The organism is Burkholderia sp. Ap-955, assembly GCF_011753045.1.
GTDB classification, from domain to species: Bacteria; Pseudomonadota; Gammaproteobacteria; order Burkholderiales; family Burkholderiaceae; genus Burkholderia; species Burkholderia lata_D.
The window spans coordinates 114098-137884 of record NZ_VWWH01000007.1 but is presented as its reverse complement, the minus strand read 5'-3'; the positions used below and the strand labels follow the sequence as shown (position 1 = coordinate 137884).

Below are 23787 nucleotides of genomic sequence, written 5' to 3'. Positions count from 1 at the left end.
GACACCGACATGTCCTCCGTTCCCGCCGACCTGATTCCGCCCGCGAAATCCCGCTGGTTCATCTGCGACGTCGACGCGCTGCTGCGCGCAGGCGAGTTTGCCGCGCTCGACACGCAACTCGATGCCGCGCTCGCCGCCAGCTTCACCGACCGCACTGCCGAAGCGCGGTACGTCGACGCTTTGCCGGCCGACGTGCAACCGTGCATCGAAGCCGGCGCCGAGGGCCTCGCGCGCCTGCGCGCATGGCAGGCCGCGAACCCGCGCTCCGCGCATGCGTGGCTGTGCGAAGCGCATTACTGGCACCACTGGGCGTACGAGTATCGCGGCGGTGGCTGGGCAGAGACGGTGACCGAGGCCGGCTGGATCGGCGCGCATGCGTGCGCGGCGCTGACAATCGTCGCCGCGCTGCGCGCGCTGGTGCTCGCGCCGACGATGTGGAGCGCGCCGAAGGTGATCTTCACGAGCGTGTCGTCGTTCGGCGAGCCCGAGTGGCTCGCGCAGCTCGTGCGCGAGCGCCGCTGGCCCGTCACCGAACTGCACCTGAACGTCGGCGCCGAAGACGAAGCCACGCGCGCCGAACTGCAGCGCATGCTCGCGCGCTCGGGATTGAATCCCGACGAGCCGGTCGCCTGCCCGGCGGAATTTCCCGACGCGCTGCCCGGCCCCGTCCAGGGCAAGAAGCTGCGCAAGGAAAAGTGGTACTGGATGGAGGCGACGCTGCACATCCACCCGACCCAGTACTTCTCGATGCGCACGTTCATCTGGTACATGCAGCCGCGCTGGGGCGGCTCGCACGACCACGTCCGTGCATTCATCGATTCCGACGCATGTGCGCACCTCGACGCGGTCGAGAAGGACCGGTTGCGCCACGAGATCTGGCGCGACGAGTACTACGGCGAGACGCTGGAGCGGGACGACGACTCCGAGGATGCCCGGCGCGCGATGGCCGTCACGCTGGCGCGGGCCGAAGCCGCGCTGCATCCGTATCATCGCTGGGAAACGCTGTACTGGCTGGCCTATGCGCACTACATGCGAGACGAATTCGCGCAGGGTTACGCACGCCTGCAGGAAGCCGAGCGCAACGGGCCGATCAACGACAACGCCGCGATGGCGGTCGCGATCCGGCTGATGCTCGACGTCGATCCGCAAGGCACCTGGTTCACGGGCGCGATCGAGCGGGCGTCCGATGCCCGTGCGTGCACGGCGGCCATGATCCTGCGCGGCTACGGGCATCGCGCCGGCGCATTCGGCTTCGCCCGCGACGACGCGCGCGGCGCAGCCTGGCTGGAGGCCGCGCGCATCAGCGAGCCCGGCTCGCTCGCGTGGAACCAGGTCGCGTACGCGCTGTGCAGCGGAAAGCGGCTCAGCGAGGCGTCCTTCGCGATCTGCCAGCTCGGCTACGAGGCCGGCGGCGACTCGTGCGAGTACCTGCTCGGGCGCTTCTACGAGGAGGGCATGCACGTCGAGGTCGACCTGTACAAGGCTGCGCACTACTACCGCCAGGCGATGGACGACGACGGCAACATGGGCGCCTACAAGCTCAGCTACGTTTATCACCACATCGCGCAAGCCAGCAAGGACCAGGCCGAACGCCAGCGCATGAAGATCGAGGCCGTCGAGGCAGCGCGCAAGGCGCATGAGATGGGGCACTCCGACGGGCTCGAATGCCTGCTGATGTTCATCGGCGATCTCGACGACATCCCGTCCCGCCCTCGCTACGTCGACGAACTGCGCCGGCACGCCGAAGGCGGTCATCCGGCGGCGATGGCCGCGCTGTCGGGCTTCCTCTGCGACAGCCGCGACAAGTCGCTCTACAACTACCGCGAAAGCGTGCGCTGGATCATGGGCGCACAGGCCGTCGCGCCCGACGACGAATATGTGCTCAACATGACGCGCTCGTGTCACCAGGACGGCATGCTCGGCAAGCTGCTGTACAAGCTGCACCGCAAGCAGATCAAGGCGCACGAGATTCCGGGCGCCGACAACGCGATGGTGTGAACGCCGGGCGGTAATCGTGCGTGCCCGCAGTCGGGCCTCGCGTTCGCCGCCCGAATGTCAGCCCAGGGGTGCCCCGCGAATTACCCCGGCAGCCGGTCGAGAAACGCCAGCATCGCCGCGTTGAACCGCTCGGGCCGCTGCAGCGGCGCGAAATGGCTCACGCCGGGCAGGGTCGTCAGCGTCGCGCCCGGAATCGTGCGCGCCAGGTACGCCGCGTGCTCGGGCCGGATGAATTCGTCGTGCTCGCCCAGCACGATCGTCACCGGCACCGCAATCGCCGCAAGATCCTGCGCGCGGTAATCCGGTTGCGTGCGCATCATTTCGCTGACGGCCGCGACGAAGGCATCGAACTGGTCCGGCGTCGCGGACAGTGCTGCGTAGTCCTTGCGATGCCGCGCGAAGCAGCGGTCGAGCAGCGGGCTCGGCACGATCTCTTTCGTGCCGCTCGGGTCCATGTTGCACGCGAAGAAAAACACGCCGGCCGCCCGTTCCGGCGCGCGATCGGCCAGCACGAGCGCGATGCACGCGCCGTCGCTCCAGCCGACGAAGCGCGCACGGTCGACGTGCAGCGCGTCGAGGACCGCCAGCACGTCCGAGGCCATGCGTTCGTAGGAATAGGGTCCATCGTCGCGCGTGCTGCGGCCGTGGCCGCGGCTGTCGATCACGATCGCGCGGTAGCCGGCCGCGAGCAGCGCCGGGACCTGGTTGCCCCAGTTGCCGCTGTGGCCGAGGCCGCCATGCAGCAGCACGACCGCCGGGCCATGGCCGAACGACGCGTGCCAGATGCGCGCGCCGTCGTGTTCCAGCCATCCTTGCTCGTCGGCCGCCGGCAGCGGCGTGCCGCCTTGCGACTCGAAGCGGGCGAGGTCGTCGTCGTTGCGTTCCGCATTCATCGTTCAGCCGTCCTGTCGAGGGAGACGTGCTGGCGATTGTAATGCGTGCGGCCGACACGGCCGCGACCGGTCAGGCCTGCGTCGACACCAGCCCGCCCGCCTGCGAGCCGCCCGATTTCTCGATCGCCGCCGCGAGTTGCGAGATCGCGGTCGAAAGCGCCCCCGAGATCGCGCTGGCTTGCGCGCTCAGCGACTGCTGTTCGATCGCCGCGGCCGGGTCGTCCTTCGCGCGCTGGCCCGCGCTCGCCATCTGCTGCTCCAGTGCCGCGAGCTGCTTCTGCAGCCGCTCGATCAGCGCCTTCAACTGGCTGATCGCCGGGTCGTCCGACGACGCGCCCGATGCGCCGAGCGTTTGGCCGGTGGCGCCGGTCGAATCCTTCGTGCCGGAGATGCCGGTCGCGTCAGTCGTGCCGGTGGTGCTCGTGGCGTCGCCGGTGGACGACGTCGCGGCGGGCTTGGTTGCGGTCGCGCTGCTGTCGGCCAGCGCGGATCGCGTCGTCGTGGAGAAGTCGATCTGCATGATGTCGGTCCGTGTGTTGGGAGGCGTCATGACGGAGTAGGCAACGCCTTCCAGAATGTTTACGGCATTCGTCACACGAAACTTGAGTATCGGGGACGGACTGATTTGACCGAAGATCATCGGTTTTAGCCGCGAAAGGGCCAGATTGTCGGCACCGCGGCGCTGGTAAAATCGCGGCTTCGCCAGCGGGATTCGCGCGCCGATCGCCTCCGGGCACGAGCGCGCAATGCCGCCGGCCTCGACTCCCGCCCTTCCGGGCGCGGCACGCAGCACGTGCCGGCGCCGCGGTCGTGGCTGCGCGGGTCGCCTTTCCGTCCGCCCGTGTGCCCCGCTCGCCATGTCGAGCGGCGAACGCAGCGCGGCGCACACGCACTTCATCACGCATTCGAGGAACACACGATGGCCCGCATTGGCGCCTTCTGCATCACGACGTGGCTTGCCGCCGCGATTCTCTACTTCGGCCAGCACTCCGTCGCGATGATCGTATTGAGCGGTGTCGTCGTATTCGGCGGGTTCGACCTGCTGCGCCCGTAGACACGCCTGGCGACGCCACCGCGCACGGCCGCGATGGCCGATGCGATTGTGATAGCCTCTCCCGCACCATCCGTCAGACGCACGCGTCGCTGGCGAGAACAGGAGAACGGGAATTGAATCACGACCTGAATCGCCACCCGGCGGCCCTTGCCTGCAAAGTGTGTGCTGCCCACGCGCCCATCTGCGGCCTGGTCGATTTTTCGCGCTGCGGCGCCGACTTCATTGCCGGGAAAAAGGTCGACCCGTATGCGGGGGTGCCGGTCTACTACCATGCGTGCGAGCAATGCGGCTTCACGTGGGCCCCGATGTTCGACAGCTGGACCCACGACGATTTCGCGCAGCATGTCTATAACGCCGACTACCCGCGCCACGACCCCGAGTATCTCGAGATCCGTCCGCAACAGCATGCCGACCTGATCTGCACCAGCTTTCCGGAAATGCGGGAAGGCCGGGTGCTCGATTTCGGCTCGGGGCTGGGCTTGCTGGAACGGAAACTGGCATCGCGCGGCTTCACGGACGTGACGTCGTACGATCCGTTCTCGCACCCGGTTCCGCCCGAAGGCAGCTTCGATACGATCCTGTCATTCGAGGTGTTCGAGCATCATCAGGCGCCGGTCGACCTCTTCGACCAGATCATGCGCCATCGGAAGCCCGACGGCGCGCTGCTGTTCCAGACGTCGCTGATCACCCGGGACATCCTCGATCAAGGCATCGATCAGTGGTGGTACTGCGTGCCGCGCAACGGGCACATCTCGTTTCACACCGCCCAGTCCCTGACGCTGCTTGCCCAACGCCACGGGCTCGAATATGGCGCATTCGGTGAGTCGCTGCACGTCGTCTTCGATCGCGCGGCGACACCGCGCTGGCTCGACAAATTCCTCAAGCAGTAGCGGCCTGGCGGCTATCCGGCAGGCAACGAACACCGCGCGCATTCACGCGGCGCTTCACCGGCTCGCTCCCGCTCGGCGCGCCCTCACGCAGCACCCACCGCCGTCAGCAGGCCGCGAACGTCGGCACCGCCGGCGCGACCGCCAGCGCGCGCTCGTTGAACACGACCGGCACGCCGCCGAGCCCCAGCCGGCAGTTCGGGCGATCGAGCCGCCACCCGTCGACGCGCAGCGCGACGCGCGACACCGGCGTGCCCCCCGCATGCGGCAGGTCGATCGTGATCTGCCGCTTCCCGCCGGGTATCAGGTTCAGGTAGTTGTCGCTGTAGAACGCCGGCAGCACGCGCGCGCCGGTCGACGGATCGAACACCTGCAGGTGCGTCATCAGCGCGACGGCGGCGCCGATGTTCGCGACGTCGACCGTGATGCGCGTCGTCACGTCGTCGGCCTCGGCCGCCGATGCGCTGACGGACACGGCCGCGCCCGGCATCGTGTCGAGCGATGTGTATGCGTCGTCGCCCCCGTCGCGCTGCCGCCAATAGACGTTCTCGGCCAGCATATTGCCGCCCGAATCGGTCAGCGCAAGCGCGACGATGCACACGTCCGACTTCGCGGCAGCCAGTGCCGACGCGAGGTTCGCCACCACGCGGTACGACGCCTTCGCGACGCCGCCGACATCCGCGGTCGTCCAGCTGCTCAGCGTGCCATCCAGGTTGTACACGCGCATCTCGACGCGGCCGGTGACGGCTGCCGCCGTGTGATTCGCGATCGTCACGTCGGCCGTGCTCGCATCGAGAATCGCATTGACGCGACGGCACCCGTGCCGCACCGCGAAGAACGACGCGTGCGCCTCGAGATCGTGGCTGTACATCTGCCACACGAAGCTCGGCTGCGCGGGGTTCGTCATCCACATGATCACGCCGGTGGCCGGCGACGTGATCTTCCCGGCCACCGGGCCGATCATCACGGCCGCGTTCGCCTCGTAGATCGAGCGGATGCATTCATAGTTCATCATCTGCGCCTTGCGCACGAAATCCGCGAGATTCCGGATCGCGCCGTAGCGCAGCGCCGTCATCGCGATGTAGCCCGCGCCGCCCCGCTTGCCGACCGCCGGGTAGTACGCGCCGTTGCCGTTCATGTCGCGATCGGCCCAGAAGTCGTCGGGGCATTCGTACGAGCCGGGCGGCAGCATCGCTTCGACGCATTCGAGCGTCGGGATCGAATGCGAGCCGACTTCGTTGTGAAACGCGACCGACGTCGTGCCGTAGCCGCGGCTGAACGCGGCCTGCGGCGAGGCCCAGTTGTACGGCCCGCCTGACGAATAGCCGTTCACCGCGCCGGCGCCCGTATCGACGGCCGAACTCGTGAGGCACAGGCGTTGCGGGTCCAGCTCGGCGACGAGCGCGTCGAGCCCCTTGACGAGTGCCGGCGGCGGCGAACCTTCGTTGCCGCCGCACCAGAGCAGGATCGACGGCCGATGACGGTGGCGTGCGATCACGTCGCGGAGGTTGTCGAGATCGCGCGGCACGTTGGCCGGGCCCGACCCGTCTCCTTCGGTCGAGAAGAAGAAATCCTGCCAGACGAGGATCCCGTAGTGGTCGCATGCGTCGAAGAAATCGTCGCTCGTGCTCTGCCCGTTCCAGTTGCGGATCAGGTTGAGGTTCGCGTCGCGATGGAGCCGCACCTGGTTGAACAGCCGGGCGCGCGGAATGCGCTTCAGCGCTTCGTCGAGCCCCCAGTTGCCGCCCATCACGAGGATCGGCAGGCCGTTGACCGTGATGCTCAACTGCTTGCCCATGCCGATGTCGCGCGCGTATTCGATGCGACGCAGGCCGATGTTCAGCGTGCGCTCGTCCGACAGCTGGCGACCGACCTTGACGCCGACCGTCACCGCATGAAGATTCGGATCGCCATACCCGTTCGGCCACCACAGGCGCGGTTGCTTGATCGACAGCGCCGCGATATCCGACGACGTGAGCGACACTTTCGTCGTCGTGCTCGACGCGGGAATCGCGATGTCGTGACTGAACGGCGTGCCGTTTCCGATCGTACCGACGAGCGTCGCGACGAGATCGGCGCCCGAGCCGTTGTCCAGCTCGAGATCGAGCCGCAGCTCGGCGCGCGACAGGTCGGCGGACAGCGTGTGCGCGACGTTGATCGCCGCGATACGCACCGCGCCGGTGGTGAACCAGGTCACCGGCTGCCAGATGCCGAGCTCGCGATCGGGGATCGTCGGCAGCCAGTCCCAACCTGCCGAGCAGAAGAACGTCGGCCCGTTCTTCAGCGTGACGCCGGTCGGGCCGCCGTTGCGCCCGCCACGCGTGACGCCGCTCTTGTAGCTCGGCAGCAGCGGCCCTTCGGAGAAATCCAGCTTGACCACGCGTACCGCGAGGTTGGCCGCGCCACCCACCTGCGGCACGCGCCGCGAGACGTCGAACGCGCCCTGCTTGAACGCGCCTTCCAGCCGGCCGACGAGCGCGCCGTTCAGCCAGACCTCGGCGCGGTAGTTGACGCCGCCGAAGCGCAGCCACAGCCGCTGCCCCGGCCGCCGCGCCGGCGCCGCGAAAGTCGTCCGGTACCAGTAGTCGGTATCTTTCAGCGTATCGGGAAGGGTGTCGGTGACGATGCGGCCGTAGAACGGATCGGGATACTTGCCGTTGACGATCATGCTGTTCAGCACGGTGCCGGGCACCGTTGCCGGCGCCATGCCCGTCACGCCGGCCGCGCCCGACAATTGCGCCCCGCCGGCGCCCGGCAGGCTGCTCGCCGACGCGAACGTCCAGTTGGCGGCAAGTTCCTGCGTGGCCAGCAGGCTGCGCTCCGGGTCGGTCGGCACGGCCGGCACGGTGGGCGTGACCGTCGCGGGACCGTCGGCACCTGGCGTACCGGCCGTGCCCGATGCCGGATCGATATCGCCGTTGCAGCCGGCGAGCCAGCTCGTACCGGCGAGTGCTGCGCTGTAAGACAGGAATTTCCGGCGCGATTTCGATTGCATGATGTCGTTCTCCCGGATGGCGTCGTCTCGACGAGCGCGCAGGGCGGGCCCTGCGCGTGCCCGCCTGCTTTTATCGCGCGCCGACCTGGCGCATGCGCATCGCGGCCGACGACCCGCCGGCCGTCATCTGCGTGTAGTCCGCGTTCGGCCCGGACGGCGGCGTCAGGTTGTCGGCGGCCGCCCATTGCGTCGGCGTCGCGGACAGCGCGTAGTTCATCGTGCCGCCGTTGGCGATCTTGCCCAGCGGCAGCCACGAGCCCGCGTAGTCCGCGCCGTTGACCTTCAGCGACTGGACATACGCAAACGACGGGCGCCCCGCACTGTCGATCGCGACCTGCTTGTCGCTTTCGAGCCGCAGCGTCTTGCCGTTGCCGAACCAGACCGTGATCCCGCTGAACTGCGGTGTGGACAGTGCCATCCCCGCTTCCGACGGAATGACCGGGAACATGCCGAGCGCCGCCCACACGTACCAGCTCGACGTCGCGCCCATGTCGTCGTTGCCCGGCAGCCCGTCGCGGGCGGTCGTGAACGACTTCGACATGATGATCGGGAGAACGTACTGTGCGCCGCTCGGCTGCCCGGCCCAGTTGTACCCCCACGGCGACTGGAACGAGGGTTCGTTGCCGATGTACAGGTTGTTCGACGATTCGCCGCCGTTCAGGCTGCCGGAGGACGGCACGGTCGAGAACGGCGTCGTGATCGCGAACAGGTTGTTCAGCCGTGCGACCGCCGCCTGCTTGCCGCCGATCGCATCGATCAGCGCACTCCAGTCCTGCGCGAAGGTCCAGAAGTAGTTCGGTTCCGTCGATTCGTGGAACGAACCCTGCACGAGCGTGCCCAGCGTGCCGGGCGCCGAGCCGGCCGGCGGCGCGTTGCGCGCGGCGATCACCTTGTTCGTGTAGTCGAAGATGTTGCGCCACCACCCGGCCCGCGTGTACAGCGTGCCGATGTTGTCGGTCGTCACGCCGACCGACGGCGCGTTCAGCACGCTCGCCGGCAGCGCCTGCAGGAACGCGGCCGCGGAGCGGTCGCTCAGCACGCGCTCGATGGTGGCCGACGACGAGTGGCCGTCGTCGCTCTGCGACAGGTAGTGGGCCGTCAGGAAATTGGCCAGGCCCGCCGCGCTCGTGCGGTCGTTGCATGCGCTGGACGGATCGAACACCGACTGCTTCGTCAGGCGGGCGGCCGACACCAGGTCGAAATCGGTCGCACCGAACTTGTACGCGCCGGCAATCACGTTCAGCGCGTTGTCGCCCGCCATCGGCGTCGAGTCGTCGCTGCCGTCGACCCAGTGCGGGAACGCACCGCACTGCAACCCGTCGACGACGAGCGATTGCATCATGTCGCTCGACTCCTTCGGTGCGAGCAGCGCCAGCAGCTGCACCTGCGACCGGTACGTGTCCCACAGCGAGAAGCCCGTGTAGTGGTTGCCCGCGCCGCCCTGCGACCCGTCGGCGCGCCGGAATGCATAGTCGCCGACCTTGGCCGTCGCGCGCGGCGGAATGGTGCCGGTCTGGTCGACCGACTTCGGATAGCTGCCATCCGCGTTCCTGGGCTGGCGCATGCTGCGGAATTCGCCGTTCGTGTCGCTGTAGAGCGTCGGCGTGCCGAACACGCGATAGAGCGCGGTGTAGAACTTCGTCAGGTTCGCCTTCTGCGTCGCGTTCAGCGCTGCGGGTGTCGCGGCCTGGTCGATCTGGATCGTGTTGAGCCGGTCGTTCCACAGGCCGGACGCATTCTTGCGTGCGTCGTCGAATGCGAGCGTCTCGCCCTCGGCTTTCAGGTTCGCCTGCGCATTCCGGACGCTGACGGACGAAACCCCGACTTTTACGGTGACGGTCCGGTCCGCGTCGGTCAGGTCGAACTGCAGCGTCGCCGCGCCGTTGCTGGCGGTATTCACCGCCGAGGTGCCCGCCTGCTTGCGCAGCGGCTTGTCGAAGGTCGCGTAGAAGTACACGGGCGCATTCCACACCGTGCCGTACGGCGTGCAGAATGCCGGCGCGACGGCCTGCCCGCTCATCGACTTGCCGTCGCTCGCGAGCGCCAGCGCGACGTTGTTCGCGGTGACCTTCGTGCTGCCCGAATCGCTGTTGCCGTTCAGCTTCGCGTCGATCGAGAAGAAGCCCTTGTCCTTGTTCGTGTATGTGAAGCGCGCGATGCCGGAGCGCGCAGTCGCGCTCAGCTCCGTCACGATGCCGTTCGCGAGACGCACCTTGTAGTACCCGGGTTCAGCCGTTTCATCCGCGTAGCTGTACCCGATGCCGATCGGCCGGCCGCCCGATGCCACGGCCGTCGCCGCGTCGGTCGGCAACATCGCGACCGTGCCCTGCCCCGGGCACCCGACACCGCTCAGGTGCGTCACGCTGAAGAAGTCGATCGTGCCGCCCGCCCCGCCCGTCGACAGGTAGCCGCCCGAGCCGTTGAAGTTGTAGCGCGGCGTGTTCGGCCCGAAATTCACCATCCCGAACGGCACCATCGCGCCCGGGCTCACGTTGCCCGCGTAGCCGGAATCCGCGTTGACCTGCGTGCCGATCAACGGATTGACGAACTGCGTCAACGCCATGTTGGTGCGCTTCGGCGGGGTCGGCTGATCCGGCTGGGACGGTTGCGACGGCCCCGCCGTCGGCGGCACGGTCGACGGCGTGTCTCCTGCGCCGCTGCTGGCCGTCCGGACACTGTTCACGTCGTCGCCGCCACACGCGGCCAGTGCCGCGCAAGTCAGTGCGGCGACGAGCAAGAGTCGTGGATTTTTCATTTTTTCGTTTAGTACCGTTAATTAAAACGATTGATCCGGCGCCGACGATCATCCGGCACGCCGCCTGGCTTGCGGCCCTGCGCGGCACATCGATGCCGCGCGGCGTGACGTCGACTGGCCCCAAGCGACGTCACGCTGACTTTCACATGCGAACACCCGGCGACGATCGTTGCTGCCGCAACCGTCGCCTCCACCGCCCTGTCTCCCGGTACGTCACATGCTTCCCAGGGGCTTACAGTGCCGCAACGACTGTTTATTCACTACAAGAAGTTTCCCGAATTTTCAGTTTGTTTAACTAAACAATCCGGCGTTAAGTGGCTTTGGGTACGAATTTCCGCCATTTGTTGCGTTGCAACGGCGGCGCACAGGGGGTGTGCTTTGACGGGCGCCCGGCGAACCCGGGCGCCGCATGAACCGACGAAACTGAACGCGTCAACGCCGTGCGCGTCAGCGCGGCAACGTCCTCAACGACGACGGCCCACCCGTCAGCGCGATCCGCTTGCCCGTATCGCGCAGCTTGCCGCCTTCGACCGAATAGAGCGCCAGTTGCCGTTCGACGTTGAACTGCACGATCACGTGCCGGCTGTCGGCGGTGAACACGATGCCTTGCGCGGCTTCGCCGCCGGGCAGCTCGCTCACCTTCACGGCCTGCCCGTCGCGGATCTCGAACAGCAGCACCTTGCCGATCTTGTGGCGGCCCGGATTGTCGGCCGTCAGGTTCGAGCCGTCCATCGCTTGCACGGCGATCCACTTCCCGTTCGGCGAGATCGCGACGCCTTCCGGCAGCGACGGCACGTTCAGGTACTGGACGGTGCGGAACGGCACGCGCGACACGTCGATCAGCGCGACCGAATCGGCGTCGCCCGCCAGCGTGCCCGTATAGCCCGGCAGCCCCGCGAGCCCGACGTTGCTGACGACGGCCCAGCGGTTGTCGCTCGACACGTCGATCGTGTAAGGCGCGACGCCGGTGCTCAGGCGCGACCCGCTGTCGGTCACCTTGCCGTCGTCGACGTTCAGCACCGCGATGCCCTGCTCGTCGCGCAGCGACACGAGCGCATGCTTGCCGTCATGGGTGAAGCTGATCCCGGCCAGCCGCTTCTTGCCGATCTTCAGGTTGCCGTCGAGCGTCACGTTCGTGCCGTCGATGCGCAGGATCGACACGCTGCCGTCGACGTTCGCGACCAGCGCGAGCTTGCCCGAGCGGTCGATCGCGATCCCTTGCGGATGTGTACCGAGCTCGATGCGCGTGATCGACGGCGGCGCGGCGTCGAGATTCACGACCTGCAGGAACGTGTCGAACACGAGCTGCTTCGCGGCCGTGTCGTAACGTGTCGGCGCGCCGACGAGCGCGAGCTTCGCGTCGGGCGTGATCGCGACGGCCTGCGGCGGCCCCTGGATGCCGTTCTCGACGTCGACCTGCAGCGCGACTTTCGGCGGGAACGTGCTGGCGTCGAGCAGCGTCAGCGTGTCGGCGGGCGGCGAAGCCAGATAGGTGTCGCGGCCCTCGACGCGCTGGTACTTGCCGTCGTTGCCGGACACGATCCAGTCGGCGGCGTGGGCGGCAACGGCCGTCGTGGCGAGGGTCAGCGCGGCGAGCAGGCGCGCGCTGCGCGGGCGGAAAGGATTCGAATGCATGTCGGTCGATTCTCCGGATCGGTTGCGGACACAATGGATGGCATCGACCCTGCTGCTCGACGGGTCGGTGCCATCGCATGATGCCCGAAAGCCGGTAATTCCGGCGTCTCGCGCCCGGTCGGGTTCCGTCAATCCGCCCGTCGCACGCCGGACGACGACCATTCGCCCACATCGTCGAGCGGATACACGGGCCGAGCAAGCCGCTCGTAACGGAACAGCCCGTAGTCCGAACCCGTCACGCCGCGGCTGTCGCATTCGACCAGCGCGGCCGCGATCGGCACGAACACCGGCCGGCAATACATCCGCGACTTCAGCAGCAGGAAACGCGCGCGGCGCGGATCGACGCCGACGCTCTCGAACACGCCGAGATCCCACGGCTCCTGCGTACGCTCGGTAATGACCAGCGTGGCCGCGCCGATGTCGAGCACGGCCGTGCGGCCCATGTACGCACGCTGGCCTGTGTAAGTGGGCCCCGTGATCACGTATTCGCCGTCGGTGAGCGCGCGCACGACGCCGGTCGCGCGGAACGGCGCGCGCCGCACGCCGCCGTGCGACGGCAGGCGGTTGCCGACCGGTACCGTGACGGTCGCGCCGACACCCGCGTCGATCAGCGCCGCGACGGCTTGCGGGTCGCACAACGGCCCGCTGACGATGCCGTCCAGTCCGTGCGCGAGCGCGGCCTCGAGCAGGTCCATCGTGTCGCACGGGCCGCCCGACATGCAGTTGTCGCCGTGATCGAGCATCAGCACGGGGCGATCCGCGCCGCGCGCGAGCGTCGCAGCCTGCGCAACCGATTCGGCAAGCGGCGCGCTGCGATAGACGAAGTCGTCGCGCTCGTCCCAGATCTGCCGCGCGATGCGCTCGGCCACCGCGTCGGCGGCGGCCCGGTCGCCATCGGCCACCACCACCACGCTGATGCACGGCGCGGGAATGTCCGCGAGCGAGAAGCCAGGCAGCACCGAGACCGCGAGCATCCCGTCGGCCTCGGCCGCGCGCGCGGCCTCCACCGCGCGCCGCATCGCGCCTTCCGCGCTCGCGCTGCGCAGCGTCGACGTCATCAGCGGCGGCTGCCGCCACGCGAGCACCGGCCGCGCGCGGCCGTGCAGCCGGTCGAGCAGCACGCGCGCCGCGTGCTCGCCGGTCTCAACCATATCGACGTGCGGGTAAGTCTTGAAACTGACGATCACGTCCGCGTGATCGATCATCTTCTGCGTGACGTTCGCGTGCAGGTCGAGCGCGACCGCGATCGGCGCGCCGGGCAGCGCCGCGCGCACGCGCTCGAGCAGGTCGCCCTCGCCATCCGCGCTCTGCTCGGCGACCATCGCGCCATGCAGGTCGAGCATCACCGCATCGCAGCCGGGCGCCGCCGCGACGATCGCGTCGCAGATCGCCGTGTACGCGTCGGCCGCAACCGGCCCGCTCGGGTTCGCGGCCGCCGATACCGGCGTCACGATCTCGGCGCCTTCACGTTCGGCCGCGTCGAGGAACGCGGCCATCGCGGTGCGCATCCCCCGATTCGCGCGATACGCGTCGTCGCCCCAGTCGGGGCCGTTGCGGCCGAACGCGGCAAGCGGCGTCGGCACCGGCGAGAACGTGTTGGTCTCGTGGTTCATCCGGGCGATCAGGATCTTCATCGCATGCGGCCCTCCGCACACGCCGTCGCGCTGCGCCTGTCTTCGGTCGTCTCCATCATCTGCATCGTCGAATTCCTCCCGATCGATCCATCGGTCCATCGATGAAAAGGTGCGGCGGCGCCCATCGGGACGCCGCCACCCGGTCAGCGCATCCGCGCGCCGCTCAAGCGTACCCCGTCGTGCCCTTCGTCTCCAGATACTCGACGAGGCCGAACTCCGCGTACTCGCGGCCGTTGCCCGAACGCTTGTAGCCGCCGAACGGCGCGGCCGGATTCCATGGCGGGTAGTTGATGTGGACGTTGCCCACCCGCAACCGCGCCGCCACCCTGCGCGCACGCTCGATATCCTTCGACTGCACGTAGGCCGCGAGCCCGTAGACCGAATCGTTCGCGAGCGCGACGGCCTCGTCCTCGGTGCGGTAGGTCATGATCGCCAGCACCGGCCCGAAGATCTCCTCGCGCGCAATCGTCATGTCCGGCGTGACGTTCGAGAACACCGTCGGCCGCACGTAGAACCCGTCGCCGAGCCCGTCCGGCCGCCCCGGCCCGCCGGCGACGAGCGTCGCGCCTTCTTCGATCCCCAGCCGGATGAAGTGCTGGATGCGGTCGAACTGCGTGCGGCTGACCACCGGCCCGATGCCGGTTTCCGTCGAACGCGGATCGCCGACGACCGTGCGTTCCGCCTCCCGTCGCGCGGCCTGCTCGGCCAGCGCAAGATGGTCGGCATGCACGAGCATGCGCGTCGGCGCGTTGCACGACTGGCCGCTGTTGCTGAAGCAGCTGCGCGCGCCGCGCGTGACCGCCTCCTCGATATCGGCATCGGGCAGGATCAGGTTCGGGCTCTTGCTGCCGAGCTCCTGGTGCACGCGCTTCACGGTATCGGCGGCCGCCTTCGCGACCTCGACACCGGCGCGCGTCGAGCCCGTGAACGACACCATGTCGACATCCGGGTGCCGCGACAGCGCGTCGCCCACTTCATGCCCGTAGCCGTGAACGAGGTTGAACACACCGGCCGGCACGCCGGCTTCGTGCAGGATCTCCGCGAACAGGATCGCGCTGAACGGCGCGATCTCGCTCGGCTTGAGCACCATCGTGCAGCCGGCGGCGAGCGCCGGCGCGACCTTGCACACGATCTGGTTGATCGGCCAGTTCCACGGCGTGATCAGCGCGCACACGCCGATCGGCTCGTGCGACACCAGCAGCGAATCGGTCTGCGTGCTGAAGCGGAACGACTGCAGCGCGCGGATCGTCTGCTCGAGGTGCGCGGTGCCGACCGCGGCCTGCGCCGCACGCGCAAATGCGATCGGCGCGCCCATTTCCTGGCTGATCGTCCGCGCGACTTCTTCGTAGCGGCGCTGGTAGATCTCGAGCACGCGCCGCAGCAGCGCGACACGCTCGTCCACCGGCCAGCACGAATACGTGTCGAAGGCCCGTTTCGCCGCGCCGACTGCGCGATCGACGTCGGCTGAGTCGCCGATCCTGAGCTGCGCATACGGCCGTGCAGTGGCCGGATCGATCACGTCGATCGATCGTGCATCGGCCGGATCGAGCCACTGGCCGTCGATATAGGATTGTCGTGACGTTCTCATCGAATGCTCCTGAAATGAAGGACGCCGCGCTCAGCGCGTCGCCCGCGCATAGGTGTCGACGAGGATGTCGCGGATCTTCGCGACGAACCACACGATCTCGTCGCGCGACATCACGAGCGGCGGCGAGAACTGCACGATCGGCGTGCCTTCGTGATCGACGCCCGCGCGGCACAACAGCCCTGCGTCGAAGATCGCGGGCGCGAGCAGCGTCGACACGAACGCCTGCGCGCTGATGCCGGCCGCCCAGCGGCGCGCGGCCTTGTCGGTCACGAGTTCGAGCGAGTAGTGGTAGCCGTCGCCGCGCACGTCGCCGACGCACGGCAGTTCGAGCAGGCCGTCGAGCGTCTGGCGGAACACCGCTTCGTTGCTGCGGACGTTCTCCAGCACGCCTTCGCGCTCCATGATCGCGAGGTTCGCGAGCGCGGCCGTGCATGCAACCGGGTGGCCGCCGTAGGTCGCGCCGTGCAGGAACATCTGCTGCGGGCCGTCGAGCACCGTGTCGACCACCGCGTCGCTCGCGATTACGCCGCCGAGCGGCACGTAGCCCGACGCGATGCCTTTCGCGAACGTGATGATGTCCGGCTTCAGCCCGTAGCGCGCGGAGCCGAAATATTCGCCGAGCCGGCCGAACCCGCAGATCACTTCGTCGGCGACAAGCAGCACGCCGTGCCGGTCGCAGATGTCGCGCAGCCCGGCCGCATAGCCGGCCGGCGGCGTCAGGCTGCCGCCCGCATTCTGCAGCGGCTCGACGACGATCGCGGCGACGGTATCCGGCCCTTCCTGCACGATCAGCGATTCGATCTCGTCGAGCAGGTGGCGCGTGAATTGCGCTTCCGTCTCGCCCACCGGTCGGCCGTAGCGCTTCGTATTGCCCACGTGCCGCACGCCCGACATCAGCGGCTCGAAATGCTTGCGGAAGTTCGTCATCCCGTTCAGCGCGAGCGCACCGAACGACGTGCCGTGATACGCGACGCGCCGCGCGATGAACTTGCGCCGCTGCGGCTCGCCGCGCGACTGGTGAAACTGGCGCACCAGCTTGATCGCCGATTCGTTCGACTCCGAGCCGCTCGACGTGAAGAACACCCGGTTCAGCCCTTTCGGCGCGAGCGTCGCGAGCTTGTGCGCGAGCTTGATCGCCGGCTCGTGGCCGACACCCCAGTTGGTCGCGAACGGCAGCCGCACCATCTGCTCGCGGATCGCGTCGCCGATTTCCGCGCCGTGGCTGTACCCGACCTGCACGCAGTACAGCCCGGCCAGCCCGTCGAAGTAGCGCTTGCCGTTGCGGTCGACGAGCCAGCAGCCTTCGCCGCGGTCGAACACGGTGAGCGCGTGGTCGCGATACGCATCGGCGTGCGTGAAATGCATCAGCAGGTGGCGTTTGCCGATGGCCTGCAGGTCCGCATCGAGATTGACGTCAACAGCGTTCATGGATGATTCCTCCTTCAGGGTTTCAGAGCCGGCGGCCGGCAGTCGGCCACCGGTCATTCAATTCATCGACAGCGTCGGCGCCGGGCGCGTAAAGCCACGCGTGAGCCACACGAGCTGGCAGAGGCCGAGCACGAGCCAGCCGATGCCGACGTAGAACGTTTGGCGCGACAGGCCCGACCAGAGCCACACGTTCATCGCGAAGCCGATCGCCGGCATCACGCCGAACGTGATCCAACCCGCGAAGCGGCGATGCTCGGGCCGGCACAGATAGCTGCGCATCACGCACAGGTTCACGACCGCGAACGCGACGAGCGCACCGAAGCTGATCATCGTCGACGCGAGATCGAGCGTGATGAACAACGCGGACAGCGACACGATGCCGACCGCGAGCGTCGCGCGCACCGGCGTGCGCAGCCGCGCATGCAGGTGGCCGAAGACGCGTTCGGGCAGCACCCGGTCGCGGCCCATCGCGAACAGCACGCGCGTCACGCTCGCTTGGCCCGCCATCGCGCTCGCGAAACAGCCGGCCACGTACACCGCGACGAAGAACGCCGACAGCGTGCCGCCGCCGATGCGTCGCATCAGTTCGAGGCTGGCCGAATCGAGATCCTTGAATGCGTGCCAGTCGGGAAACACCACCTGCCCGACGTATGCGACCAGCATGAACAGCACGCCGCTCGCCAGCGTGCAGAGCAGGATCGCGCGCGGCACCGTGCGCTTCGGCTCGCGTGTTTCCTCCGACAGCGTGGTAACCGCATCGAAACCGAGGAATGACAGGCACAGGATCGCGGAGCCGGCGAAGATCGCGCGCGCATCGCCCGACGACGGCAACGCGACGGCCATCGACAGCCCTTCGCCCGCTGCGACCCGCGCGGAAGCGATGAAGAAGATCACGATGAACACGAGCTGGCTCGCGATCAGGATCAGGTTCACGCGATTGACGAGCCGGATGCCGACGATGTTCAGCCCGGTGATCAGCACGATGCTCCCGACGATCCATACGCTCGCCGGCACGCCCGGGAAAATCTGCTTCATGTAGATGCCGATCGCGAGGTAGCTGATCATCGGGATGAACAAGTAGTCCATCAGCAACGCCCAGCCGACCATGAAGCCGGCCGACGTGCCGAAGTTGCGGCTCGCGAACGTATAGGCGGAACCAGCGCTCGGCATCAGCCGCGCCATGTGGCCGTAGCTGCGCGCGGTGAACAGCATCGCGACCAGCGTGACCGCATACGCGGCGGTCAGGTGCCCGTTCGTCTCGCTCGTGACGATCCCGTAGGTCGTGAACACCGTCATCGGCAGCATGTACGCGAGGCCGAAAATCACCAGCGTCGCGAGCCCGAGCAGGTGCGGCTTGCGGCGTGGGTCCGCGTCGCCTCGCATCGCGTGCGCGCCGAAGTCATGCGTCGGGGCGGCTGATGCGTATCGACCTGGGCTGTCGTTGTCCATGCTGTCCTCACGTTGGTGGCGTTCACGGCTTCAACACTCGTTCGCCCGGCACGGCCGGCGGCGCACGACTGGGAGAAAGTGTGGTGCGCCAAAAAATCCGCCACGAATGAGAAAAGCGGACGTAATCGGGGGATATTTCCGGACATGTCGCCGCGTGTCGCGCCGGCGAGCCACGCATGCTGCTGTGCGGCACTGGCGTTTTGCGGACATTGCGGCTATGTTCTACGCGATCCCGTCACCCCGTCCGCACCATGAACAGCCGCGCCCATCCAGACCAGAGCCGGGCCGAGCGCAGCCTGCGTTCGTCGCTCGGCCTCGCGCGTCCGGCCGGGCGCCAGGAGGACATTCCCGCCACGGTCCATGCGATCGCGGTCGCGCTGGACGAGTGCCGCGTGCGGCATATCGACGGCGCCGCGCTGCTCGAAGGCACGGGGCTCGGCGCGGACGAAGTCGCGTCGCCGAACCTGCACGTGAATCGCGGCCAGGAGCAGCGCTGCTTCCACAACCTGCTGCAGCGCAGCGGCGTGCCGTCGATCGGGCTGTCGATCGGCGCGCGGCTGCACGTGTCGACGCTCGGCCTCGCCGGCTACGCGATGCTGATCAGCGGGTCGGTGATGCAGGCATTCCGGTGCATGGGCCAGTTTCCGCTGTTCATGGGGCTGTATTTCGATGTGCGTATCGATGCACACGCGGACGGCATGAGCGTGACGATCAGCCGTTACAACGGCGAACCCGATCTCGAGGTGTTCCAGGTCGACATGTGCCTGTCGAGCCTGCGCCTGATCGTGTCCGATCTCGTCGGCAAGCCCGTCTGGCCCGCGCAGGTACAGCTCGCGCGCCGCACGCCGCGCAATGCAGCCGACTATACGCGCCACTTCGGCTGCAAGGTCGCGTTCAATGCGAGCGACAACCGGCTCGTATTCACATCGGTGAACGGCACCGAGATGCCGCTGCTCGCGAACGAAGTCAGCTTCAACGCGCTGCACGGTCAGTGCGAGGCGCTCGAACGGCAGTGGGCCGCATCGGTCGGCACGCGCTTCGCCGATCGCGCGAAGGAGCTGATGGCGCGCGACCTCGCGCGCTTCAAGTCGATGACGTCGCTCGCGGATGCACTGCACCTGACGGAGCGCACGCTGCGCCGGCGGCTCGACAAGGATGGCCTCACGTTTCAGACGCTGCTCGACGACGTGCGCCGCGACGAGGCGGTGCGGATGCTCGACGATCCCGGGCTGACGGTCGCGGCCATCGCGGAACGTCTCGGCTACAGCGAGCCGCGCAGTTTCCGTCATGCGTATCGACGCTGGACCGGCAGGACGCCGCGCGCCGATCCGGACGTCGGCGAATAAGCCGGACGCGCCAGGGCTGCGTGCGGATACGCGGTGGTGCGTGACAGTCGAGCACGACGCGAAGCCGCTCGCGAAACCCGCTTCAAGTCCACGGCCTCGCCTGTCGATTCGGAATTCGAATCATTTTCCGGACGCTTGATCCGCCCCCGCTTCATCGCTACCGCGCGATCGTCGGCGCGCAATCGCGATCGCCCCTCAAGGTAGACGCGATCATTCGATTGTTCTATACTCGCCCCAACTTCATCACAAAATGCATGATCTCGTGCGCAACGTGATGTCATTTCGCAATTCATTGCGCATGCATCCGTTTCGCCACGTCAAGGGGGCCTCCGGCTCCAGCGGCCGGCTTCACGCCAGCCGCATCGATGCCGTCTTCACGAGACGGTGCCCTGCTCGAACGCGCCTCGCCGTTACGGCGCCGCCGGGCCGAACATGACAATCAGACGAACGCAGCATTGCGTTCACTCGACCGCCAGTCGCACCTCGTTGCGGCCGGCATGACTGTTTCCGTCAGTTCAAATCGCGGCCATGCCGGGATCACGAACTTCCATCGCGGCGCCATCCGGCGTCTACGCGGCGCGCGCCTGCGCGTGGGCCGCACCGAGATTGAGGGGGTGTATCTTCATGACTCGACGCACTGTCCAGCTGGTGGGCAGCCTGATCGCCATCGTCGCCATCGCCTGGGCGCTCGCCCGCGGCATCGGCGCCGACACATTCAGCCAGCGCGCGGACGATCTCGCGTACTACGCGGGCCAGCACATGCTGCTGGTCGTCTATTCGATGGCGCTCGCGATCGCCGTCGGCGTACCGGCCGGCGTGCTGCTGAGCCGGCCGCGCTTCCAGCATCAGGCCGAGCGCTTCATGCAGGTCTTCAACATCGGCAACACGATCCCGTCGCTCGCCGTGCTCGCCATCGCGCTGGGCATCTTCGGCATCGGTAATGTGCCCGCGATCGTCGCGCTGTTCCTTGCGTCGCTGCTGCCCATCACGCGCAATGCCTACGAAGGCATGAAGAACGTGCCGGCCGCGCTGCGCGAAGCCGCCAAGGGCATCGGCATGACGGGCTGGCAATCGCTCGTGCGCGTGGAGTTGCCCAACGCGCTGCCGATCATCGTCGGCGGCGTGCGCACCGCGCTGGCGATCAACGTCGGCACGGCCCCGCTCGCGTACCTGATCGGCGCGGACAGTCTCGGCTCGCTGATTTTCCCCGGCATCTATCTCGACAACCAGCCGCTGCTGCTGCTCGGCGCGTCGCTCACCGCGATCCTCGCGCTCGTGCTGGATGGCATCGTCGCGGCCGGCAGCCGCCGTTGGCTCGCCCGCCATGGAGGTGCCGCATGACGCTCCACCGCACCATTCGATCACTCGCGCGCCTGTGCGCCGCCGTCGCGCTGTGCATGGCGGCGAGCGCACCGGCATGCGCGGCGAAGCTCGTGCTGGGCGCGAAGAACTTCACCGAGCAATACGTGCTGGCGGAAGTCACCGCGCAATACCTGCGCGCGCGCGGCTACGACGTGGAAGTCCGTTCGGGTCTCGGCAGCACGCTCGTGCGCAGCGCACTGGAGAACGGCCAGTTCGATCTCATGTGGGACTACACGGGCACCGCCGCGCTCGTCTACAACAAGATCAACGACAAGCTGTCGCCCGAGGAAATGTACCGGCGCGTCAAGGCGCTCGACGTGCCGCGCGGGCTCGTCTGGCTCGACGCATCGCCGCTCAACGACACCTACGCGATCGGCCTGCCCAGCCCGCTTGCGCAGGCCACCGGCATCCGAACCGTCTCGCAGCTCGCCGAGCACCTGAAAACCGACCCGGCCGCGAAGCACTACGTGTTCGGGATGGACGCGGAATTCGCGAATCGCCCCGACGGGCTGAAGCCGCTGCTCGCCGCCTACGGCATGCAGTTCAGCCGCGCGCAGCTCAAGCAGATGGACCCGGGGCTCGTCTACACGGCGCTGCACAACAACCAGTTGAAAATCGGCCTCGTCTACACGACCGACGGGCGCGTGAAGGGCTTCGGCATCGTGCCGCTCGAGGACGACAAGCATTTCTTCCCGCCGTACAACGCGACGCCCGTGGTGCGCAAGGACACGCTCGATCGCAACCCGAAGCTCGCGACGCAGCTCAACGCGCTGTCGGCCGCGCTCGACAACGACGTGATGCAGGCGATGGCCAAGGAGGTCGACCTCGACGGCAAGTCGCCGCGCGACGTCGCCGACGCGTTCCTGCGCACGCACAAGCTGCCTTGAAGGAGACCTGATGAACGTATTCGACTATCTCGCATCGAGCTGGCCCGAACTGCTGCAACTCACGTTGCAGCACATCTGGCTGGTCGGCATCGCCGTAGGCTGCGCGATCGTGGCCGGCGTGCCGCTCGGCATCCTCATCAATCGCCACGACTGGCTTGCCGGGCCGCTGCTCGGCGTCGCGACCATCGTGCTCACGCTGCCGTCCATCGCGCTGTTCGGCCTGATGATCCCGTTCTTCTCGCGCTTCGGCCAGGGCATCGGCGCCGCCCCCGCGATCACCGCCGTGTTCCTGTACTCGCTGCTGCCGATCATGCGCAACACCTACCTCGCGCTGCACAACGTGGATGCGGGCATCAAGGAAGCCGGCACCGGCATCGGCATGACGTCGTGGCAGCGCCTGCGGCTCGTCGACCTGCCGCTGGCAGTGCCCGTGATTCTCGCGGGTGTGCGCACCGCCGTCGTGATGAACATCGGCGTGATGACGATCGCCGCCGTGGTCGGCGCGGGCGGGCTCGGCACGCTGATCCTGCGTGCCATCGGCCAGAGCAGCATGATGAAACTGCTGGTGGGCGCGGTGCTCGTGAGCCTGCTCGCGATCGTCGCCGACCGGCTCCTGCAGATGCTGCAGCGAGCATTGACACCGAAGGGAGTCCAGAAAACATGATCGAACTCGACAAACTGACCAAGACCTTCACGCGGAAAGACGGCCAGACCGTACGCGCCGTCGACGCCGTGAGCCTCTCGGTGGCCGAGGGGGAAATCTGCGTATTCCTCGGCCCGTCGGGCTGCGGCAAGACCACCACGCTGAAGATGATCAACCGGCTGATCGCCCCCACGTCCGGCCGCGTGCTGATCAACGGCGAGGATACGGCGCAGCTCGACGAGGTCGACCTGCGGCGCCACATCGGCTACGTGATCCAGCAGATCGGGTTGTTCCCGAACATGACGATCGAGGAAAACATCACCGTCGTGCCGCGCCTGCTGGGCTGGGACAAGAAGCGCTGCGCCGAACGCGCACGCGACCTGATGGCGATGGTCGCGCTCGATCCGAAGCTGTACCTGAAACGCTATCCGCGCGAGCTCTCGGGCGGGCAGCAGCAGCGTATCGGCGTGATTCGCGCGCTGGCCGCCGATCCGCCCGTGCTGTTGATGGACGAGCCGTTCGGCGCGGTCGATCCGATCAATCGCGAATCGATCCAGAACGAGTTTTTCCAGATGCAGCGGCAACTGAACAAGACCGTGATCATGGTGAGCCACGACATCGACGAAGCGATCAAGCTGGGCGATCGCATCGCCGTGTTCCGGCGCGGCCAGCTCGTGCAATACGATCACCCCGACACACTGCTCGCCCGCCCGCGCGACGAATTCGTCGCGCAGTTCGTGGGCCAGGACAGCACGCTCAAGCGCCTGCTGCTCGTGAAGGCCGGCGACGCCGCCACGCAGCCCGAAACGGCACGGGTCGATACGCCGCTCGCGCACGCGCTCGCCGTGATGGACGAAACCGACTGCCGCTACCTGACCGTGCTCGACGACGCGGGCCGCGCGCTCGGCTATGTGACGCGCCGCGCGGCGCGCACCGACGGCGGCGTGTGCGGCGAGCACGTGACGCCCTTCCCGGCCGGTGTCGCGGCGGACGACAACCTGCGCATCGTGCTGTCGAAGATGTACCAGTACAGCGCGTCGTGGATGCCGGTGCTCGACCCCGACGGCGCCTGGCTCGGCGAGATCACGCAGGACTCGATCGCCGCGTACCTCAGCTCAGGCCGCTCACGCCGGCAGACGGGCCAGCCGCCGGGCAGCCCGGCCGATGCGGTCACGGCAACCGCCACGCACTGACTTTTCTCCGGGCCGGCGCGCCATCGCACCGGCCCGGGGA

The 23787-nt window shown here is 67.8% G+C and carries 17 protein-coding genes; 8 read left to right on the top strand and 9 right to left on the bottom strand.

Annotated features, from left to right (window positions below):
- Window positions 1–9 precede the first annotated feature (9 nt).
- Window positions 10–1998: a DUF4034 domain-containing protein gene (locus F3J15_RS06795; RefSeq protein WP_240158924.1), complete on the top strand. Its 1989-nt coding sequence runs from the start codon at window positions 10–12 to the stop codon at window positions 1996–1998.
- An 80-nt stretch (window positions 1999–2078) separates the two neighbouring features.
- Here the strand turns inward: F3J15_RS06795 and F3J15_RS06790 are convergent, their stop codons facing one another.
- Both F3J15_RS06790 and F3J15_RS06785 read right to left on the bottom strand, forming a co-directional pair.
- Window positions 2079–2891 carry an alpha/beta hydrolase gene (locus F3J15_RS06790; RefSeq protein WP_166889029.1) on the bottom strand — a complete coding sequence of 271 codons (813 nt, stop codon included), beginning with the start codon at window positions 2889–2891 and terminating at the stop codon, window positions 2079–2081.
- A gap of 70 nt (window positions 2892–2961) precedes the next feature.
- The gene (locus F3J15_RS06785; RefSeq protein WP_166889125.1) at window positions 2962–3411 is read right to left on the bottom strand and encodes a hypothetical protein; all 450 of its coding nucleotides are present in this window, start codon (window positions 3409–3411) and stop codon (window positions 2962–2964) included.
- Window positions 3412–3810: 399 nt separating this feature from the next.
- On the opposite strand from F3J15_RS06785, the gene F3J15_RS38085 reads away from it, so the two are divergent.
- A complete protein-coding gene (locus F3J15_RS38085) occupies window positions 3811–3945 on the top strand; it encodes a hypothetical protein (RefSeq protein ID WP_006767081.1) in 135 nt (44 codons plus the stop codon).
- 113 nt (window positions 3946–4058) lie between these two features.
- Window positions 4059–4835, top strand: coding sequence for a class I SAM-dependent methyltransferase (locus F3J15_RS06780; RefSeq protein ID WP_166889027.1), 777 nt, complete (start codon window positions 4059–4061; stop codon window positions 4833–4835).
- Window positions 4836–4938: 103 nt separating this feature from the next.
- On the opposite strand, the gene F3J15_RS06775 is transcribed toward F3J15_RS06780, so the two are convergent.
- The 7 genes from F3J15_RS06775 to F3J15_RS06745 all read right to left on the bottom strand — a co-directional run bounded on the left by F3J15_RS06775 (window position 4939) and on the right by F3J15_RS06745 (window position 18316).
- Window positions 4939–7827: a sugar-binding domain-containing protein gene (locus F3J15_RS06775; RefSeq protein ID WP_166889024.1), complete on the bottom strand. Its 2889-nt coding sequence runs from the start codon at window positions 7825–7827 to the stop codon at window positions 4939–4941.
- A gap of 70 nt (window positions 7828–7897) precedes the next feature.
- Window positions 7898–10582 (bottom strand): glycoside hydrolase domain-containing protein, encoded by a 2685-nt coding sequence (locus F3J15_RS06770; protein WP_166889021.1) that lies wholly within the window; start codon window positions 10580–10582, stop codon window positions 7898–7900.
- A gap of 447 nt (window positions 10583–11029) precedes the next feature.
- Entirely contained in the window at window positions 11030–12217 is a 1188-nt protein-coding gene (locus F3J15_RS06765; RefSeq protein ID WP_166889018.1) for a beta-propeller fold lactonase family protein, read from the bottom strand.
- A 128-nt stretch (window positions 12218–12345) separates the two neighbouring features.
- Window positions 12346–13851 carry a M81 family metallopeptidase gene (locus tag F3J15_RS06760; RefSeq protein ID WP_166889014.1) on the bottom strand — a complete coding sequence of 502 codons (1506 nt, stop codon included), beginning with the start codon at window positions 13849–13851 and terminating at the stop codon, window positions 12346–12348.
- A gap of 163 nt (window positions 13852–14014) precedes the next feature.
- On the bottom strand, window positions 14015–15439 hold the full coding sequence (locus F3J15_RS06755; RefSeq protein WP_166889011.1) for an aldehyde dehydrogenase family protein: 1425 nt from the start codon (window positions 15437–15439) through the stop codon (window positions 14015–14017).
- 30 nt (window positions 15440–15469) lie between these two features.
- The gene (locus F3J15_RS06750) at window positions 15470–16867 is read right to left on the bottom strand and encodes an aspartate aminotransferase family protein (RefSeq protein WP_166889008.1); all 1398 of its coding nucleotides are present in this window, start codon (window positions 16865–16867) and stop codon (window positions 15470–15472) included.
- A 57-nt stretch (window positions 16868–16924) separates the two neighbouring features.
- On the bottom strand, window positions 16925–18316 hold the full coding sequence (locus F3J15_RS06745) for an APC family permease (protein WP_166889005.1): 1392 nt from the start codon (window positions 18314–18316) through the stop codon (window positions 16925–16927).
- Window positions 18317–18567: 251 nt separating this feature from the next.
- Here F3J15_RS06745 and F3J15_RS06740 point away from each other — a divergent pair, with 251 nt between their 5' ends.
- The 5 genes from F3J15_RS06740 to F3J15_RS06720 all read left to right on the top strand — a co-directional run bounded on the left by F3J15_RS06740 (window position 18568) and on the right by F3J15_RS06720 (window position 23747).
- Window positions 18568–19662 (top strand): AraC family transcriptional regulator, encoded by a 1095-nt coding sequence (locus F3J15_RS06740; RefSeq protein ID WP_166889003.1) that lies wholly within the window; start codon window positions 18568–18570, stop codon window positions 19660–19662.
- A 624-nt stretch (window positions 19663–20286) separates the two neighbouring features.
- Complete coding sequence (locus tag F3J15_RS06735) at window positions 20287–21003, top strand: ABC transporter permease (protein WP_166888999.1); 717 nt, start codon at window positions 20287–20289, stop codon at window positions 21001–21003.
- Complete coding sequence (locus tag F3J15_RS06730; protein ID WP_166888997.1) at window positions 21000–21911, top strand: glycine betaine ABC transporter substrate-binding protein; 912 nt, start codon at window positions 21000–21002, stop codon at window positions 21909–21911. The genes F3J15_RS06735 and F3J15_RS06730 overlap by 4 nt, the downstream gene beginning before the upstream one ends.
- Before the next feature lie 10 nt (window positions 21912–21921).
- Complete coding sequence (locus F3J15_RS06725; protein ID WP_166888996.1) at window positions 21922–22575, top strand: ABC transporter permease; 654 nt, start codon at window positions 21922–21924, stop codon at window positions 22573–22575.
- A complete protein-coding gene (locus F3J15_RS06720) occupies window positions 22572–23747 on the top strand; it encodes an ABC transporter ATP-binding protein (RefSeq protein WP_166888994.1) in 1176 nt (391 codons plus the stop codon). The genes F3J15_RS06725 and F3J15_RS06720 overlap by 4 nt, the downstream gene beginning before the upstream one ends.
- The last annotated feature ends 40 nt before the right edge of the window (window positions 23748–23787 follow it).